Genomic DNA, 16,361 nt, shown 5'->3' on the forward strand with positions numbered 1-16,361 from the left:
CGACCTGACTACCGGCGCATGAGCGGCATAGGGGGACGTATCGACTCACTGTGGGGGCACTCGAAAGGGGGGAGTGCCCACGGTGCATTTGAGGGTGGTGGTGCGCACCGCTGCGCAACCCCGGCGAGGGCGGGGCAGCGGGTGTGGGGGTGGTGCCCCCGGGGCGGCGGGGAAGACTGTCGCCGCCCCGGGGAAGCGTGAACCGCCGGCGTCAGCCGGGCTGTTCGGTGGTCAGGTGCTCCGGCCGGACCGGGATCCGGGTGAGCGCGAGACCGGTGGCGTTGCGGATGGCGGCCACGATGGACGGCGTCGCCGAGACGGTCGGCGCCTCGCCGACCCCGCGCAGCCCGTACGGCGCGTTGGGGTCGGGAAGTTCGAGGATCTCCACCGGGATCGGCGGGGTGTCCAGGATGGTGGGGATCAGGTAGTCGGTGAAGGAGGCGTTGCGGACCTTGCCGTCCCGCACGATGATCTCCTCCATCACGGCGAGGCCGAGCGCCTGGGTGCAGCCGCCCTGGATCTGGCCGACCACGGAGAGCGGGTTGAGCGCCTTGCCGACGTCCTGGACGGCGGTGAGCTCGACCACCTTGACCAGGCCCAGCTCCACGTCCACGTCCACCACCGCGCGGTTGGCGCAGAAGGTGTACTGGACGTGGCCGAAGCCCTGGCCGGTCTCCTTGTCGAAGGCCTGGGTGGGCCGGTGGTGGTGCTCGCGGGTGAGGTCGATGGCCTCGTCGCCGAGCACGTCCACCATGGAGACCAGGACGCCGGCGCTCTCCGAGACGACCTTGCCGCCGGCCAGCGTGATGTCCTTGTGGGCCCAGCCGTAGCGCCGGCGGCCCTTCTCGATCAGCTCCCGCCGGACCGCCTCGGCGGCCAGCTTCACCGCGCCGCCGGTCATGTACGTCTGGCGCGAGGCCGAGGTCGAACCGGCCGATCCCACCTCGGTGTTGGCCGGGTGGATGGTGACCTGCTCGACGCCGAGCTCGGTGCGGGCGATCTGGGCGTGCACGGTGACGCCGCCCTGGCCGACCTCGGCCATCGCGGTGTGCACCATGGCGACCGGCTCGCCGCCGATCACCTCGAGCCTCACCCGGGCGGTGGAGTAGTCGTCGAAGCCCTCGGAGAAGCCGACGTTCTTGATGCCGACGGAGTAGCCGACGCCGCGTACGATCCCCTCGCCGTGCGAGGTGTTGGACAGCGCGCCCGGCAGCTGGCGCACGTCCAGGTGCTCGGTGTCCAGCGGCGGCGGCAGCGGCATCTCCTTGGCCCGGCGCAGCAGGTCGGCCACCGGCGCGGGCGAGTCGATCTGCTGGCCGGTGGGCATGAAGTCGCCCTCCGACATCGCGTTCAGCTGCCTCAACTCCACCGGGTCCATGCCCAGTTCGACCGCCAGCTTGTCCATCTGCGACTCGTAGCCGAACGCGGCCTGCACCGCGCCGAAGCCGCGCATCGCCCCGCAGGACGGGTTGTTGCTGTAGAGCGCGATGGCGTGCATCTTGACGTTCGGGATCACGTACGGGCCGTGCCCGAGCGAGGCCGCGTTGCCGACCACGGCCGGCGAGGCGGAGGCGTACGCGCCGCCGTCCAGCACGATCCGGCAGTCGGCGAAGACCAGCTTGCCGTCGCGGGTGGCACCGTGCTCGTAGTGCATCCGCGCCGGGTGGCGGTGCACGTGGCCGTAGAAGGACTCGTCCCGGGCGTAGACGATTTTGACCGGCTTGCCGGTGTGCTGGGCCAGCAGGCAGGCGTGGATCTGCATCGAGATGTCCTCGCGGCCGCCGAAGGCGCCGCCGACGCCGGCCAGCGTCAGCCGGACCTTCTCCTCGGGCAGGTCGAGCACCGGGGCCATCTGCTCGCGGTCCACGTGCAGCCACTGGGTGGCGATGTAGAGGTCGATGCCGCCGTCCTCGGCGGGCACCGCCAGGCCGGACTCGGGGCCGAGGAAGGCCTGGTCCTGCATGCCGACCTCGTAGTCGCCGCTGACGATGACGTCCGCCAGCGCCCGTACCTCGTCCGTCACGCCGAGGCCGGAGACCAGCTTCTGCTCGTGGCAGATGTTGCCGTAGGCGTGCGACTTGTACTCGTGCGGCTCGTGGACGTAGCCGTGCGTCTGCGGGTCGAGGCACTGCTCCTCGGTGACGATCGGGGTGAGCACCTCGTACTCGACCACGATCTTCTTCACCGCGCGGCGGGCGGTCTCCGGGTGGTCGGCGGCGACCAGCGCGATCGCCTCGCCGTGGTACCGGATCTTGTCGATGGCCAGGGCCGGCTGGTCCTTGATCTCCAGTCCGTAGTACTTGGCGCCGGGGATGTCCTCGTGGGTCAGCACCGCGTACACGCCGGGCACCTTGAGCGCCTCGGAGATGTCCACCGAGAGGATGTTGGCGCGGGGGTGCGGCGAGCGCAGCGCCATACCCCACAGCATGTCCTCGTGCCACATGTCCGACGAGTAGGCGAACTCGCCCTTGACCTTCAGGTTGCCGTCCGGGCGCAGCGGCGAGCCGCCGATGCCGTCCTTGGACGCCTGGTGGATGTTCTGCAGGTTCTTCTGGCCCTGGATCGTACGAGCGCTCATTCCGTCACGGCCTTTCCGGAGCACTTGCGGGCCGAGGCGAGCCGCACCGCGTCCATGATCTTCTCGTAGCCGGTGCAGCGGCACAGGTTGCCGGACAGGGCCTCGCGGATGTCGTTGTCGCTCGGCTGGGCGTCGCGCTCCAGCAGGGCGTCGGTCTGCACCAGCAGGCCGGGGGTGCAGAAGCCGCACTGGACGGCGCCGGCGTCGATGAACGCCTGCTGGACCAGGCCCAGTTCGCCGTTCTCCTCGCTCAGCCCCTCGACCGTGCGGACTTCGCGGTCCTGCACCTGGCCGGCCGCGACCAGGCAGGAGCAGACCGGGACGCCGTCCAGGTAGACCGTGCAGGAGCCGCACTCGCCCTGCTCGCAGGCGTTCTTCGAGCCCGGCAGGCCGACCCGCTCGCGCAGCACGTAGAGCAGGCTCTCGCCCTCCCACACGTCGTCGGCCTCGACCGGCTTGCCGTTGGCGGTGAAAGTGACCCTCATGCCGCACTCCTGATCTGCTTGCTGTAGTCGTTCCAACACCAGGTGAGGGTGCGGCGGGCCATCACGGCCAGGGAGTGGCGCCGGTAGTCGGCGGTGCCCCGGACGTCGTCGATCGGCGAGGCCGCGGCCTTCACCAGCTCGCCGAACCGCTGGATCACCTCGGCGCCCAGCAGGTCGCCGGACTCCCAGAGCCCGCGCTCGGCGAGCACGCCCTGCAGGTACTCCTCGGCCTCGACGGCGCGGCGCGGCGTGGGGGCAGCCGAACCGATCCCGGTGCCGACGGTCCCGTTCTTCGGGTGGAGGGCGAAGCCGAACGCGCAGACCGCGATCACCATGGCGTTGCGGGTGCCGATCTTCGAGAACTGCTGCGGGCCGTCCGCCACCGGGATGTGCACCGCCCGGATCAGCTCGTCGGCCGCCAGACTGTTGCGCTTCACGCCGAGGTAGAACTCGTCGATCGGGATCATCCGGGTGCCGCGCACCGAGGCCGCCTCCACGAACACGTCCCGCCCGGCCGCCAGCAGCGCGGGGTGCGCGTCACCGGCCGGGGAGGCCCCGCCGAGGTTGCCGCCGACCCCGCCGCGGTTGCGGATCTGCGGCGAGCCGACGGTGTGGGCCGCCAGGGCGAGCCCGGGCAGCGGCCCGGACAGCTCGTCGATGATCCGGGTGTACGGGACCGAGGCGCCGAGCTTGACGACGCTGCCGTCGTTGGACCATTCGGTGAGCTCGGTGATGCGGTTCAGGTCGAGAATCGCGGATGGCCGGTGCACGTCGAAGTTCATCTCGACCATGACGTCCGTACCACCCGAGATGGGCAGCGCGGTCGGGTACTCAGCCTTCGCCGCGAGTGCCTCGTCCCAGGTGGCGGGCCGAAGGAACTCCATGCGGGTGTCTCCTCAAGTCGTCGCCTGCCGGGTGTCCGGCGGCGTGTCGCCCAGTGAACTCCTGTGACGCGGCCCACTGGCAGTCACCGATGGCATGAAGCCCCGGCTGTGGTCCCGCCCGGCATCCTGTACGTTCCTCTAAGGAGCAGAATTTCGCAGCCCAGGTCTCCGCCGAGTGCTACCTACGACCGTAATCCGGCCGTGACGGACGGGCTACGGCCCCGTGATCCGAGCGCCCGCTGGTGCGTAACGCCGAGCACGGATGTTCGGGCACACTGTGACCCCCGGACCGAAGGACCGGTCACCCCCCCACCCCTCCGTTTCCCCGATCCGGCCCCGCCCAGCCCCGATCCAGCCCCCCGATTCAGACCCCCGGTTCAGCCCCCTGATCCGGCCCCGATCCGGCCCCCGATCCCGTCCCCCAAGGAGTCCGCGGATGCGCGTTCGTGACCTGCTCGCCCCCGGCGCCCCGAGACTGCGCCTGCTCGCGGCCGAGGAAGAGCTGGACCGGCAGGTCAGCGGCGTGATGACCACGGACCTGCAGGACCCCGGCCGCTACCTCCACGGTGGCGAACTGGTGCTCACCGGCATGCTCTGGCGCACCGTCCCGGCCGACTCCGAGCGCTTCGTGCGGACCCTCGCGGCCGGCGGCGCGGTCGCCCTCGCGGCCGGCGAGGCCGAGGTCGGCCCGGTGCCCGCGGACCTGGTCGAGGCCTGCCGCCGGCACCGGATGCCGCTGCTGGCCGTCCCCGACGACATCGCCTTCGGCACCGTCACCGAGTTCATCGGCCGCCAGGTCTCCGCCGACCGCGCCGCCGACCTCGCCGCCCTCGTCGACCGGCACCGGCTGCTGGTCTCGGCGGCCGGCGGCGGCGGCCTGGACGCGGTGCTCGACCTGCTCGGCGGCGACCTCGACCTGGACTGCTGGGTGCTCGCCCCCACCGGTGCGGTGATCGCCGGCCCCGCCGACCGGCTCTCCGCCGAGGACCGCGACCAGCTGGTCCGCGCCCACCTCGCCGCCCAGCGCCAGCGCCGCCGCCCCCCGCACCGGGCCCGCCTGGCCGCCGGCTCCTACTCCCTGCTGCCCGCCGTGGCCTCCGCCGAGCAAGAGGTGTCGCTCGCCGACTGGATGCTCGCGGTGGCCGGCGACATCACCGAGTGGACCACCAAGCGCCAGCAGCTCGCCGAGAACCTGGCCCGCCTGGTCGCCGCCGAGCGCCACCGCCGCGACGAGGGCCGCCGGCTGCGCCGCCGCCTCGCCGACGAGGTGCTCGCCCTGCTGCGCCGCGACGCCGACCCGGCCGAGATCAGCCGCACCCTGTACGCCTCCTCGGCGATGGCCGCCCGCTACGAGCTCCCCGAGCCCAAGACCCGGGCCGAGGAAGGCTCCTGGCTGGTGATCAGCGCCGAGGGCACCGGCCTGCCCGAGGGCGCCGTCCGGGCCGTCCTGGAGGAGGCGCTCGGCGTCACCAGCGACCGCGCCCTGGTCGCCGGGACGGGCAATGGCGCCGTCGTGGTGCTGCCCGCCCTGGACAGCCCGGTGCCCGCCGACACCATGCGCGACCTGCTCGCCCCGCTGGAGGCCGGGCTCGGCTCCGAGGGCCGGATCACCCTCGGCGTCTCCGCCCCCGCCTCCGAGGCCGGCGGCCTGCGCGGCGCCCTGGAGGAGGCCCGGCACGCCCGCCGGATCGCCGCCTCCCGGGTCGGCCGGGTCTGCGTCGCGGGCCCCGAGGAACTCGCCTCGCACGTCCTGCTGCTGGCCGCCGTCCCGGACGAGGTCCGCCGCGCTTTCCGCAGCAGGCTGCTCGACAAGGTGATCGCGTACGACATCGAGCACCAGGCGGACCTGGTCCGCACCCTGGAGGCCTTCCTGCGCTCGGACGGCTCCTGGACCCGCTGCGCCGCGCAGCTGCACGTCCACGTGAACACCCTGCGCTACCGGATCGGCCGGATCGAGGAGCTGACCGGGCGTGACCTCTCCCGGCTGGAGGACCGGGTGGACTTCTACCTGGCGCTCGAACTGGCCTGACGGGTCGTTCGGCCGGCGGGCTCCGGCACGGGGGCTTCGACGTACGGTGGCACACGGCCTCAGGCAAACGGAAGGGCCCGCCGCGACGTGATCGCGGCGGGCCCTCGTCGTACCGGGGTACCCGGGTCGGCTACTGCGCCGGGATGATCGAGGTCAGCCACTGGAAGGCGCTCGGGACCGCCTTCTTCCACTGCTCGGTGGTGTGCGGGCCGGTGCCCTCCTCGACCTGGACGGTGGTCGGGGCCTTGGCGGCGGCGCGGATGGCCTCGCCGTCCTCGTAGCCGTCGCCCTTCGAGCCGCTGACGAGCATGGCGACCTTCGGCGGCTGCGGGGCGGACTTCAGGATGGTGACCGGGTTGTTGGCCTCGCGCAGCTTGGGGTCCTTGCCGACCAGCGAGTCCTTCTCGTTCGCGGGGTCGTTGTAGCCGGACATCGCGATGGCGGCCCGGTACCGGTTGGGGTGGGCCAGCGACAGCTTGGCCGCGCAGTGCGCGCCGGCCGAGTAGCCGGCGATCGCCCAGCGGTCGGCGGACGGGTCGGCGCGGAAGTTGTCCAGCACCATCTGCGGGACGTCCCGGGTGATCCAGGCGTCGGCGTTGACCTTCCCGGGGATGTCGGTGCAGCCGGCGTCCTGGTTGCTGCCGAGCAGCAGGGTGCGCGGCGAGACCAGGATGAACGGGGCGACCTTGCCCTGCTGCATCAGCGGCTTGAGCTGCTCGGAGACCTTGAGCGTGCCGTACCAGGTGGAGGAGGAGCCCGGGAAGCCCGGGATCAGCTCGACCACGGGGAACTTCTTGTCCTTGTACGCCGGCTCGTTGTACTGCGGCGGCAGCCAGACCAGCACCTCGCCGTCGACGCCGGAGACCTGGCCCTTGAGCTCGGTCTTCTGCACGTCGTTGGGGACCGCCGGGTCGTTCACGCCGCCGAAGCTCTGCTTGACCTTCGGCGCCTCCTTGGCGGCGTCACCGCCCGGGTTGCCGGCCCCGTCCGCCGGGGGCACCGGGGGCACCGCGCGGACGTGGTTGCCGGTGCCGAGCAGGTCGTCCCAGTTGCCGTAGATCAGGTTGGCGTTGTTGACCATCACGAAGACCATCAGGACGGCCGTGATCTGGCAGAACATGATCATGACGATCCGGGTGAGGGTCTTCACCGGCTGAGGGCCGCCGACCTTCCCCCAGAACAGCAACGCCACTGTGATGGACACCGGCACAAGGATGACGGTGAGGATGAAGAATGGCGTACCTGTCAGTTCCATCAAGTTCTCGTATCCGGGTCGCTCGCCGCCCGGGTCCCATTCGCCCGAACGCACGTCAATGGCATCAGACGGCCGATAACCGGTGATCGGTTGCCGTCCGAATCTGTGCGGAACCTGAGAGGAACATCACGTTCTCGTGATGATCCCCCTTCGGATCGGCGCCCAGTCTGTCACTCGGACGGAGGTCGTCCGGGCCAGATGTTCAGCGAACTTCCAGGAAAGGTCCCCCGCGGCACCTTACCTCCCGGGGCGTTCGCGCCGCCGGGCGAGGCGGTGCGAATGCGCGAGACCCCGCCAGGGAGACTATGGGGATGAGCATCACCCGCTTTCGCCCGTCCCGACGCCTCTGGCCCGTGTGCGCCGTCCTGGCCCTCGCGGTCACCGCGGCCGGATGCAGCAGTACCGGAGGCAGACGCGCCGAGGAGGCCCGCGCCAAGGCCGCGACCGCGGCCGGCAGTGCCGTCACCACCCCGCGCTGGAAGGTCGCCATGGTGACCCACTCCGGCCCCGGCGACGCCTTCTGGGACACCGTGCGCAAGGGCGCCGAGCAGGCCGCGGCCAAGGACAACATCACCTTCCTGTACTCGAACGACGCGCAGACCCAGAACCAGGTCCAGCTCGTCCAGGCCGCCATCGACCAGAAGGTCGACGGCCTGCTGGTCACGCTCGCCAAGGGCGACGCCATGGCCGACGTCCTCGCCAAGGCCAAGGCGGCGGGCATCCCCGTGATCACCGTCAACTCCGGCCAGGACTACTCGCAGAAGTTCGGCGCGCTCACCCACATCGGCCAGGACGAGTCCACCGCCGGCCAGGCGGCCGGTACCGAGCTGGCCGGCCGCGGCCGCAAGAACGTGCTCTGCGTCATCCACGAGCAGGGCAACGTCGGCCAGGAGCAGCGCTGCTCCGGCGCCCAGTCCAAGGCCGGCGGGTCCTTCCAGGTGCTCTACGTCAACGGCGTCGACATGCCCGACGCCCGCGCCGCGATCTCCGCCAAGCTCCAGGCCGACCCGGCCATCGACACCGTGCTCACCCTCTCCGGCTCGATGGCCGCCACCGGGCTGCAGGCCATCCAGGACACCCACCGCCCGGCGGAGCTGGACACCTTCGACCTCGGCCCGCAGGTGGTGGCCGGGCTCAAGTCCGGCAGCGTCGGCTTCGCCGTCGACCAGCAGCCCTACCTCCAGGGCTACGAGGGCGTCGACCTGCTCTGGCTCTACAAGTCCAACCTGGACATGCTCGGCGGCGGCAAGCCGGTCGAGACCGGCCCGCAGATCCTGACCAAGGACAACGCCGACGCGCTCGCCGAGTACGTGGCGAGGGGGACCCGGTGAGCTCGGACCTCCTCGCCCAGGACGGCCTCGTCCAGGACCGTCCGGCGGCCCTGCGGCGGCTCCTCGCCCGCCCGGAGCTGGGTTCGCTGATCGCCGCCGTCGCGGTCTTCGTGGTCTTCGCCGCCGTCGCCGAGCCCTTCCTGCGGCTCTCCTCGCTGGGCACCGTGCTCTACGCGGCGTCCACCATCGGGATCATGGCGGTGCCGGTCTCGCTGCTGATGATCGGCGGCGAGTTCGACCTCTCGGCCGGTGTGATGGTCACCACCGCCGCGCTGACCTCCTCGATGGTCTCCTACCAGTTCACCGCGGTGACCTGGGTCGGTGTGCTGGTCTCGCTCGCGACCACGCTGGCCATCGGCTGGTTCAACGGCTGGATGCTCGGCCGCACCAAGCTGCCCAGCTTCATCGTCACCCTCGGCACGTTCCTGATGCTGACCGGCGCCAACCTGGGCGTCACCAAGGCGATCTCCGGCACCGTCTCCACCAAGTCGATCGCCGACATGGAGGGCTTCGAGACCTGCCGCCGACTGTTCGCCTCCGAGGTCACGGTCGGCGGGCTGACGATCAAGGCGACCGTCTGGTGGTGGCTCGGCCTGCTGGTGGTGGGCAGCTGGGTGCTGCTGCGCACCCGCTTCGGCAACTGGATCTTCGCCGTCGGCGGTGACGCGGAAGCCGCCCGCGCCGTCGGCGTGCCGGTCGCCCGGACCAAGACCCTCCTCTACCTGGGCGTCGGCTTCGGCGCCTGGGTGCTCGGCCAGCACCTGCTGTTCTCCTTCGACACCGTGCAGTCCGGCGAGGGCGTCGGCAACGAGCTGATCTACATCGTCGCGGCCGTCATCGGCGGCTGCCTGATCACCGGCGGCTACGGCTCGGTGGTCGGCTCCGCGCTCGGCGCGCTGATCTTCGGCATGGCCAGCAAGGGCATCATCTACGCCCAGTGGAACCCGGACTGGTTCAAGTTCTTCCTCGGCGCGATGCTGCTGCTGGCCGCGCTGCTGAACGCCTACGTCAAGCACCGGGCCGAGCGGGGGCCGCGATGAGCACCGGGGATTCGAGGACCGAGGTTCCGATGAGCGAGGTTCCGATGAACGAGGAACTCCTCTCCCTCGAGGGCGTCGGCAAGAGCTACGGCACCGTCCGGGCCCTCCAGGACGTCTCGCTGACCCTGCGGGCCGGCGAGATCAGCTGCGTGCTCGGCGACAACGGCGCCGGCAAGTCCACCCTGATCAAGATCATCTCGGGGCTGCACCGGCACGACGAGGGCAGCTACACCGTCGGCGGCGAGGAGGTCCGCCTGGACTCCCCGCGCCAGGCCCTGGACCGCGGCATCGCCACCGTCTACCAGGACCTCGCCGTCGTCCCGCTGATGCCGGTCTGGCGCAACTTCTTCCTCGGCTCCGAACAGGGCATGCGCCGCTGGGGCGGCCTGCGGCTGGACGCCGAGAGCATGCGTGCCACCACCCGCGAGGCGCTCGCCAAGATGGGCATCGACCTGCACGACGTCGACCGGCCCATCGGCACCCTGTCCGGCGGCCAGCGCCAGTGCGTGGCGATCGCCCGCGCGGTGCACTTCGGCGCCAAGGCACTGATCCTGGACGAGCCCACCGCAGCGCTCGGTGTCAAGCAGTCCGGGGTGGTGCTCAAGTACGTCACCGCCGCCCGCGACGCCGGACTCGGAGTCGTGCTCATCACCCACAACCCGCACCACGCGTACCTGGTCGGCGACCACTTCACCCTGCTCAAGCGCGGCCGGATGGCGGGCAGCCACCCGCGCGCCGAGATCAGCCTGGAACAGCTCACCACCGAGATGGCCGGCGGCTCCGACCTCGCCGAGCTGTCACACGAGCTGGCCCGTCCCTCCGCACCCGTCTCCCGTGAGGAGCCCCCGCAGTCGTGACCAGCCCTCAAGGCAGCAGCCGGCCGCCCGTCCTGCCCACCCTGCTCGGCCTCGGCCCGCGCGCCGAACGCCGCCGCCGCGCCCTGCCCGCGGGGATACTGCGACTGCCCACCATCGGCGTCGACATCGGCGGCACCAAGGTGGTCGCCGGGGTGGTCGACGGCGAGGGCAAGGTGCTGGAGAAGCTGCGCACCGACACACCGGACAAGAGCAAGAGTCCGAAGGTGGTCGAGGACGTCATCGTCGAGCTGGTGCTGCAGCTCGCCGACCGGCACGACGTCCACGCGGTCGGCATCGGCGCGGCCGGCTGGGTCGACGCCGACCGCTCCCGGGTGCTGTTCGCCCCGCACCTCAACTGGCGCAACGAGCCGCTCCGGGAGGTGCTCAGTGCGCGGCTGCGCTTCCCGGTGATCGTGGAGAACGACGCCAACGCGGCCGCCTGGGCCGAGTGGCGCTTCGGCGCCGGGCGCGGCGAGGACCACATGGTGATGCTCACCCTGGGCACCGGCATCGGCGGCGCCGTGGTGCGCGACGGCTACGTCGACCGCGGCAAGTACGGGCTGGCGGGCGAGTTCGGGCACATGCAGGTCCTGCCCGGCGGCCACCGCTGCCCGTGCGGCAACCGCGGCTGCTGGGAGCAGTACTCCTCCGGCAACGCGCTGGTGCGCGACGCGCGTGAGCTGGTCGCCGAGGAATCCCCGGTCGTGCAGCCGCTGCTGGCCCGGGCGGGCGGGACGGTCGAGGGCATCACCGGCCCGCTGGTCACCGAGGCCGCGCAGGAGGGCGACCCGATCGCCATCGAGCTGCTGTACGAGGTCGGCACCTGGCTGGGCGTCGGCATCGCCAACCTGGCCGCAGGGCTGGACCCGGGCCGCTTCGTCATCGGCGGCGGCGTCTCCGAGGCCGGCGACCTGCTGCTCGGCCCGGCCCGCGACACCTTCCGCCGCACCCTCACCGGCCGCGGCTTCCGGCCCGAGGCCGCCATCGTGCACGCCGCCCTCGGCAACGACGCCGGCCTGGTCGGCGCAGCCGACCTCGCCCGCCAGGTCGCCCGGCGCTTCCGCACCATCAAGCGGCGCCGGGTGGAGCGCACCGCACTGTAAGGGGGGCACAACTTTCAGCCGACAGAGTTCAGCGAACAGATTTCGTCATCTGTTTTCTGAACTCTGTCGGCTGTCGGCTGTCGCTTGGCAGTTGTTCGCTCTGCGGTGTCAGCCCGCGGCCTTCCAGCGGTCGCGGCCGTCGCTGCCGGCGCCGCAGACCATCGGCGTGCCCTTGCTGGTGACGCCGGTGGCGCCGGCCGGGGAACAGAACGAGCCCGGGTGTACGGTTCCGGCGCTGCCGCCCGTGCCGGATCCGCCGCTGCTCGAGGAACCGCCACCGCTGCTGCTGCCGCCGCCGGTGGCCGACCCCCCGCCGGTCGAGGTGCCGCCGGTGGTGGAGGACCCGCCGTCGGCCGGTCGGGTTGCGGCAGGCGGGTCGGACTTCGGGGGCTTCGGGGCAGGGGCGGCGGTCCCGGGCTGCTGGACGGTGGCGGCGGGCGTGGGAGCCGGGGGCTCGGGCGTGGGTGTCGGGGCGGCGGACGGCGTCTCCGTGGGCGTCGGCGTCGGCGTCGGAGTGGTCGGGGGCGAGGCCGTGGTGGGGGTCGGTTCGGCCGTCGCCATCGCCGTTGCGGTGGCCGCGGCCGGGGCGGGGGTGTGCGAAGCGGGCTTGGGGTCGGTCAAGGCGCCGATCCAGGCCAGGCAGCAGACCGCGGCCACCGCGGTGCTGAGGAGTTTCTTCCAGAGCGCCCTCGGCCGGCTCCACGCGATCAGGAACGCCGCGAACGGGAAGACGAGGAAGCTGGCGATGAGCACGCCGCGCCGCTGCCACCAGGGGCGTCGGGCGGGGGCGGCGACAGGGTGCGGGGATGCCGGGGCCGGATACACGGAGGGGGCTGGTCCTTTTTGTGAGGAAGTCGTGAGGCTCCCGCGCAACCTATCCGTCGCATGAACGACTGTTCATCTCATCGACCACGATCGCATCCGGAATGTGACCTGCCGAAAGGCCGGAAGCCGGATCCTTCTCCGCTGCCCCGTCAACTACCCGCCGGTAGCAGCATGGTGTGGTTGTCGGATCATCCCCGCCTGTGGAACAACTGAGTTGACGTCGACTCAGGAGGGCTCGGATGAGGGTTCTGACCCGTCTGGCACCACCACTGCTGCTCAGCACCGCACTGATCTGGTCCACCGCGCTGCCGGCCGGGGCCGCGGCCCCGCCACCGAAGGCGCCCGAGGCGGTGGGCTGGGGCGGAGCGGTGGCCACCGTCGACGCGGACGCCACCGCCGCCGGGATCGAGGTACTGCGCAAGGGCGGCAACGCCGTGGACGCGGCGGTCGCCGCCGCGGCGGCCCTCGGGGTCACCGAGCCGTACTCCTCCGGCATCGGCGGCGGCGGGTACTTCGTCTACTACGACCACGCCACCGGCCGGGTGCACACCATCGACGGCCGCGAGACCGCCGCCCGCGGCGCCGACGCCGGGCTGTTCCTGGAGGACGGCAAACCGCTGCCCTTCGCCGACGCCGTCACCAGCGGCCTCTCCGTGGGCGTCCCCGGCACCCCGGCCACCTGGGACGCCGCACTCCGCCAGTGGGGCACCCGCTCGCTCGCCCAGACCCTCGAACCCGCCGAGCGGATCGCCGACAGCGGCTTCGTCGTGGACGACACCTTCCGCAGCCAGACCGCCGACAACCAGGCCAGGTTCAAGGACTTCCCGGCCACCGCCAAGCTCTACCTGCCCGGCGGCAAGCCCCCCGAGGTCGGCAGCGTCCTGCGCAACCCGGACCTCGCCGCGACCTACCGGCTGCTCGCCAAGGACGGCGTGAAGGCCTTCTACCGGGGCACGTTGGCCGAGGACATCGTCAACACCCTGCAGCACCCGCCGGTCGACCCGGCCTCCGGCCGCAACGCCCGCCCCGGCAGGGTCGACACCGCCGACCTCGCGGCCTACCGGGTCCGCGACCAGGCGCCCACGCACGTCGCCCACGGCGCCTACGACGTCTACTCGATGGCCCCCTCCAGCTCCGGCGGCACCACCGTCGGCGAGGCGCTCAACATCCTGGAGGACGGCGGCGACGTCTCCGCCTACAGCAGCACGCAGTACTACCACCACTTCCTGGAGGCCTCCCGGATCTCCTTCGCCGACCGCAACCGCTGGGTCGGCGACCCGGCCGCCGTCGACGTGCCCACCAAGCAACTGCTCTCCGAGCGCTACGCCGCCTCCCGGGCCTGCCTGATCAGCCCCGACCACGCGCTCACCAGCCCGCTCGCCTCCGGCGACCCGCGCCACCCGGCGGACTGCGCCGACACCGGCCAGGCCGTCGCCGAGCCGTACGAGGGCCCCAACACCACCCACCTGACGGTCGCCGACCGCTGGGGCAACATCGTCTCCTACACGCTCACCATCGAGCAGACCGGCGGCAGCGGAATCACCGTTCCCGGCCGGGGCTTCCTGCTCAACAACGAGCTGACCGACTTCGACTTCGCCCCGCTCGCCCCCGGCGTTCCCGACCCCAACCTGCCAGGCCCGGGCAAGCGGCCGCGCTCCTCGATGTCCCCGACCGTCGTGCTGCGCGACGGCGAGCCCTTCCTCGCCACCGGCAGCCCCGGTGGCGCGACTATCATCACCACCACGCTGCAGGTGCTGCTCGGACGGCTGGACCGCGGCCTGAGCCTGGAACAGGCGATCGCCGCGCCGCGCGCCAGTCAGCGCAACACCGCCGCGACCCAGGCCGAGCCCGCCTTCCTGGCACTGCCCGAGCGGGCCGAGTTGGAGGCACTCGGACACGCCTTCACCGGTGTGGCCGAGATCGGCGCCGCCACCGGCGTGGAACGGCTGCCGGACGGACGCTGGGTGGCCGCCGCCGAACCCGTGCGGCGCGGCGGCGGCGCGGCGGCGGTGGTCCGGTCCGCACGCTGACCCGGTCGGCGCCCGTGTGCTGACCGGGTCGGCGCCCGTGTGCTGAGCCGTCCGGATTGTCAGTGGCGGGCGGTATGTTCGGGGTGGGCCTCCCTCACGAGGGTCGGCCCGCCCCGTCCGTACCTCCGCCAGTACCTCCGTCCGTACCTCCGTCCGTACCGAACCACCGGGAAGGCCGCCCGCCGTGACCGTCCGCATCGCCACCTGGAACATCAACTCCGTCACCGCGCGGCTGCCCAAGCTCCTGGAGTGGCTGGAGAGCGCCAAGCCCGACGTGCTCTGCCTCCAGGAGCTCAAGTGCGCGGCCGACGCCTTCCCGTACGACGAGGTCCGCGAGCTCGGCTACGAGACGGCCGCGCACGGCACCGGCCGGTGGAACGGCGTCGCCATCGTCTCCCGGCTCGGCCTGGAGGACGTCGTGCGCGACCTGCCCGGCCAGCCCGGCTACCTCGCCGACGGCGCCCTGCTGCCCGATGTCGAGCCGCGCGCCATCGCCGCCACCTGCGGCCCGGTCCGGGTCTGGTCGGTCTACGTGCCCAACGGCCGCGAGGTCGGCCACGCGCACTACCACTACAAGCTGGAGTGGCTGGAGGCGCTGCGCAAGGCCTCCGTCGAGGACGCCGCCGGCCCCCGTCCGTTCGCCGTCCTCGGCGACTTCAACATCGCCCCGGCCGACGAGGACGTCTTCGACGTCGCCGCCTTCGAGGGCCTCACCCACGTCACCCCGGTCGAGCGCGCCGCGCTGGAGGCCCTCGGCGAGATCGGCCTGCAGGACGTGGTGCCGCGCCCGCTGAAGTACGACCACCCCTACACCTACTGGGACTACCGCCAGCTGGCCTTCCCCAAGAACCGGGGCATGCGGATCGACCTCACCTACGCCAACAAGGCCTTCGCCGACGCCGTCACCGACAGCTACGTCGACCGCGAGGCCCGCAAGGGCAAGGGCACCTCGGACCACGCGCCGGTCGTGGTGGACCTCGACCTGTGAGCCGCGCGGATGAGTCAGCCGGCTGAGTGGCACCGGATGAGTCAGCCGCCGAGCCGTGCCCGGGGGCCCGTCGCCGGTGACCCCGGGTAGACGGGCCGTAACCCGAACGGTCCTGAGCGCTGGCTGATCGCGGGGCGCGTGCCTACCGTCGGTGAATGACCGGGTGCAGTTGATCGACTACGTGGACATGGGAGTCCCCGGCTGCGCCCGAGAATCCCGGAGGTTCCGGCATGCGCCCCTTGCGTACGGCCGCCGCCGCCCTGATCGGCGCGACGGCGCTGACCGGCCTGACGGCCCCCCTCGCTTCCGCCAGGGACGGCGCGGCCTCGGTCAGCCCGTCCCAGGCCGCACCGGGCCAGACCGTGACGGTCACGGTCTCCTGCGAGAAGTCGGACAAGCCCGACGCCAAGACCATCACCGCCCGCTCCGCCGCCTTCGAGGGCGGCCCGGCGACCCTCACCCTGGGCTCCGACGGCAAGCACACCGGCTCCGCCCGGCTGGCCTCCCAGCACTCCGGGGACAGCAAGGTCGACGGCACCTGCCCGGACGGCGGCGCCTTCTCCACCACCGTGACGGTCACCACCGTCGCCGCCACCACCACTCCCGACAAGAGCCTCGGCGACTGGGGCAAGGCGGCGGGGGAGTGGGCCGGCTCGCTCGGGCAGTCCGGCGCCGGCAGCCAGCAGGTCGCCCCGCACGGTGCCGTGCAGACCGGCCTCGGCGGCTCGGTCGTGGAGGACCCGGCGGAGCTGGCCGGCGGTCTCGCGCTGGTCGCGGGAGGTGTCGGCGGCTTCTGGCTGCTTCGGAGGCGCGGTGCCTGACGGCCCTCACCCCCTTCGCGCCGCAGCGCCGCGGGGGGGGGGGGGGGGGGGGGGGGGGGGGGGGGGGGGGGGGGGGGGGGGGGGGGGCGGGCGCCGGGGGGGGGGCGCCGCCGGCCGCCCCGGCGCGCGCCCGCG

General features: G+C 72.3%; 13 protein-coding genes. 8 read left to right on the forward strand and 5 right to left on the reverse strand.

Translation table 11 applies throughout. The features are described 5' to 3' along the window. Positions 1-211: 211 nt before the first annotated feature. From pucD to ACZ51D_RS13345, 3 genes are read right to left on the reverse strand one after another with little or no spacing between them, the layout of a single operon-like run. Entirely contained in the window at positions 212-2,578 is a 2,367-nt protein-coding gene (gene pucD, locus ACZ51D_RS13335) for a xanthine dehydrogenase subunit D (protein ID WP_465662301.1), read from the reverse strand. Then, positions 2,575-3,063, reverse strand: a complete 489-nt coding sequence (locus ACZ51D_RS13340; protein WP_360489977.1) for a (2Fe-2S)-binding protein — start codon at positions 3,061-3,063, stop codon at positions 2,575-2,577. The genes pucD and ACZ51D_RS13340 overlap by 4 nt, the downstream gene beginning before the upstream one ends. Beyond that, positions 3,060-3,947: an FAD binding domain-containing protein gene (locus ACZ51D_RS13345; protein ID WP_465619777.1), complete on the reverse strand. Its 888-nt coding sequence runs from the start codon at positions 3,945-3,947 to the stop codon at positions 3,060-3,062. Before ACZ51D_RS13345 ends, ACZ51D_RS13340 begins: the two co-directional genes overlap by 4 nt. Before the next feature lie 436 nt (positions 3,948-4,383). Here ACZ51D_RS13345 and ACZ51D_RS13350 point away from each other — a divergent pair, with 436 nt between their 5' ends. After that, complete coding sequence (locus tag ACZ51D_RS13350; protein ID WP_465619779.1) at positions 4,384-5,976, forward strand: PucR family transcriptional regulator; 1,593 nt, start codon at positions 4,384-4,386, stop codon at positions 5,974-5,976. A 130-nt stretch (positions 5,977-6,106) separates the two neighbouring features. Here ACZ51D_RS13350 and ACZ51D_RS13355 read toward each other — a convergent pair whose 3' ends face one another. Beyond that, on the reverse strand, positions 6,107-7,180 hold the full coding sequence (locus ACZ51D_RS13355; protein WP_465619781.1) for an alpha/beta hydrolase: 1,074 nt from the start codon (positions 7,178-7,180) through the stop codon (positions 6,107-6,109). A 356-nt stretch (positions 7,181-7,536) separates the two neighbouring features. On the opposite strand from ACZ51D_RS13355, the gene ACZ51D_RS13360 reads away from it, so the two are divergent. The 4 genes from ACZ51D_RS13360 to ACZ51D_RS13375 are packed head-to-tail and all read left to right on the forward strand — an operon-like array spanning position 7,537 to position 11,562. Next, positions 7,537-8,562 carry a sugar ABC transporter substrate-binding protein gene (locus ACZ51D_RS13360; RefSeq protein WP_465619783.1) on the forward strand — a complete coding sequence of 342 codons (1,026 nt, stop codon included), beginning with the start codon at positions 7,537-7,539 and terminating at the stop codon, positions 8,560-8,562. Beyond that, entirely contained in the window at positions 8,559-9,602 is a 1,044-nt protein-coding gene (locus tag ACZ51D_RS13365; RefSeq protein WP_360489967.1) for an ABC transporter permease, read from the forward strand. The genes ACZ51D_RS13360 and ACZ51D_RS13365 overlap by 4 nt, the downstream gene beginning before the upstream one ends. A 29-nt stretch (positions 9,603-9,631) precedes the next feature. Further along, entirely contained in the window at positions 9,632-10,459 is an 828-nt protein-coding gene (locus ACZ51D_RS13370) for an ATP-binding cassette domain-containing protein (RefSeq protein ID WP_465662303.1), read from the forward strand. After that, complete coding sequence (locus ACZ51D_RS13375; RefSeq protein ID WP_360489963.1) at positions 10,456-11,562, forward strand: ROK family glucokinase; 1,107 nt, start codon at positions 10,456-10,458, stop codon at positions 11,560-11,562. Before ACZ51D_RS13370 ends, ACZ51D_RS13375 begins: the two co-directional genes overlap by 4 nt. A 108-nt stretch (positions 11,563-11,670) precedes the next feature. On the opposite strand, the gene ACZ51D_RS13380 is transcribed toward ACZ51D_RS13375, so the two are convergent. After that, entirely contained in the window at positions 11,671-12,315 is a 645-nt protein-coding gene (locus ACZ51D_RS13380) for a hypothetical protein (RefSeq protein ID WP_465662305.1), read from the reverse strand. 311 nt (positions 12,316-12,626) lie between these two features. Here ACZ51D_RS13380 and ggt point away from each other — a divergent pair, with 311 nt between their 5' ends. From ggt to ACZ51D_RS13395, 3 genes are all read left to right on the forward strand, one after another. Continuing rightward, positions 12,627-14,417 (forward strand): gamma-glutamyltransferase, encoded by a 1,791-nt coding sequence (gene ggt, locus ACZ51D_RS13385; RefSeq protein WP_465662307.1) that lies wholly within the window; start codon positions 12,627-12,629, stop codon positions 14,415-14,417. A 184-nt stretch (positions 14,418-14,601) separates the two neighbouring features. Further along, the gene (locus ACZ51D_RS13390; RefSeq protein WP_360489957.1) at positions 14,602-15,405 is read left to right on the forward strand and encodes an exodeoxyribonuclease III; all 804 of its coding nucleotides are present in this window, start codon (positions 14,602-14,604) and stop codon (positions 15,403-15,405) included. Positions 15,406-15,635: 230 nt separating this feature from the next. After that, positions 15,636-16,226: a hypothetical protein gene (locus ACZ51D_RS13395; protein WP_465619792.1), complete on the forward strand. Its 591-nt coding sequence runs from the start codon at positions 15,636-15,638 to the stop codon at positions 16,224-16,226. Positions 16,227-16,361 lie beyond the last annotated feature (135 nt).

The organism is Kitasatospora sp. NPDC033851 (assembly GCF_055576085.1).

Excerpts from the sequence above, each read along its gene's own strand:
- ACZ51D_RS13340 (WP_360489977.1), bottom strand. The coding sequence starts at position 3,063 with ATGAGGGTCACTTTCACCGCCAACGGCAAGCCGGTCGAGGCCGACGAC.
- ACZ51D_RS13395 (WP_465619792.1), top strand. The coding sequence starts at position 15,636 with ATGCGCCCCTTGCGTACGGCCGCCGCCGCCCTGATCGGCGCGACGGCG.
- ACZ51D_RS13360 (WP_465619783.1), top strand. The coding sequence starts at position 7,537 with ATGGGGATGAGCATCACCCGCTTTCGCCCGTCCCGACGCCTCTGGCCC.
- ACZ51D_RS13370 (WP_465662303.1), top strand. The coding sequence starts at position 9,632 with ATGAGCGAGGTTCCGATGAACGAGGAACTCCTCTCCCTCGAGGGCGTC.
- ACZ51D_RS13350 (WP_465619779.1), top strand. The coding sequence starts at position 4,384 with ATGCGCGTTCGTGACCTGCTCGCCCCCGGCGCCCCGAGACTGCGCCTG.
- ggt (WP_465662307.1), top strand. The coding sequence starts at position 12,627 with ATGAGGGTTCTGACCCGTCTGGCACCACCACTGCTGCTCAGCACCGCA.
- ACZ51D_RS13345 (WP_465619777.1), bottom strand. The coding sequence starts at position 3,947 with ATGGAGTTCCTTCGGCCCGCCACCTGGGACGAGGCACTCGCGGCGAAG.
- pucD (WP_465662301.1), bottom strand. The coding sequence starts at position 2,578 with ATGAGCGCTCGTACGATCCAGGGCCAGAAGAACCTGCAGAACATCCAC.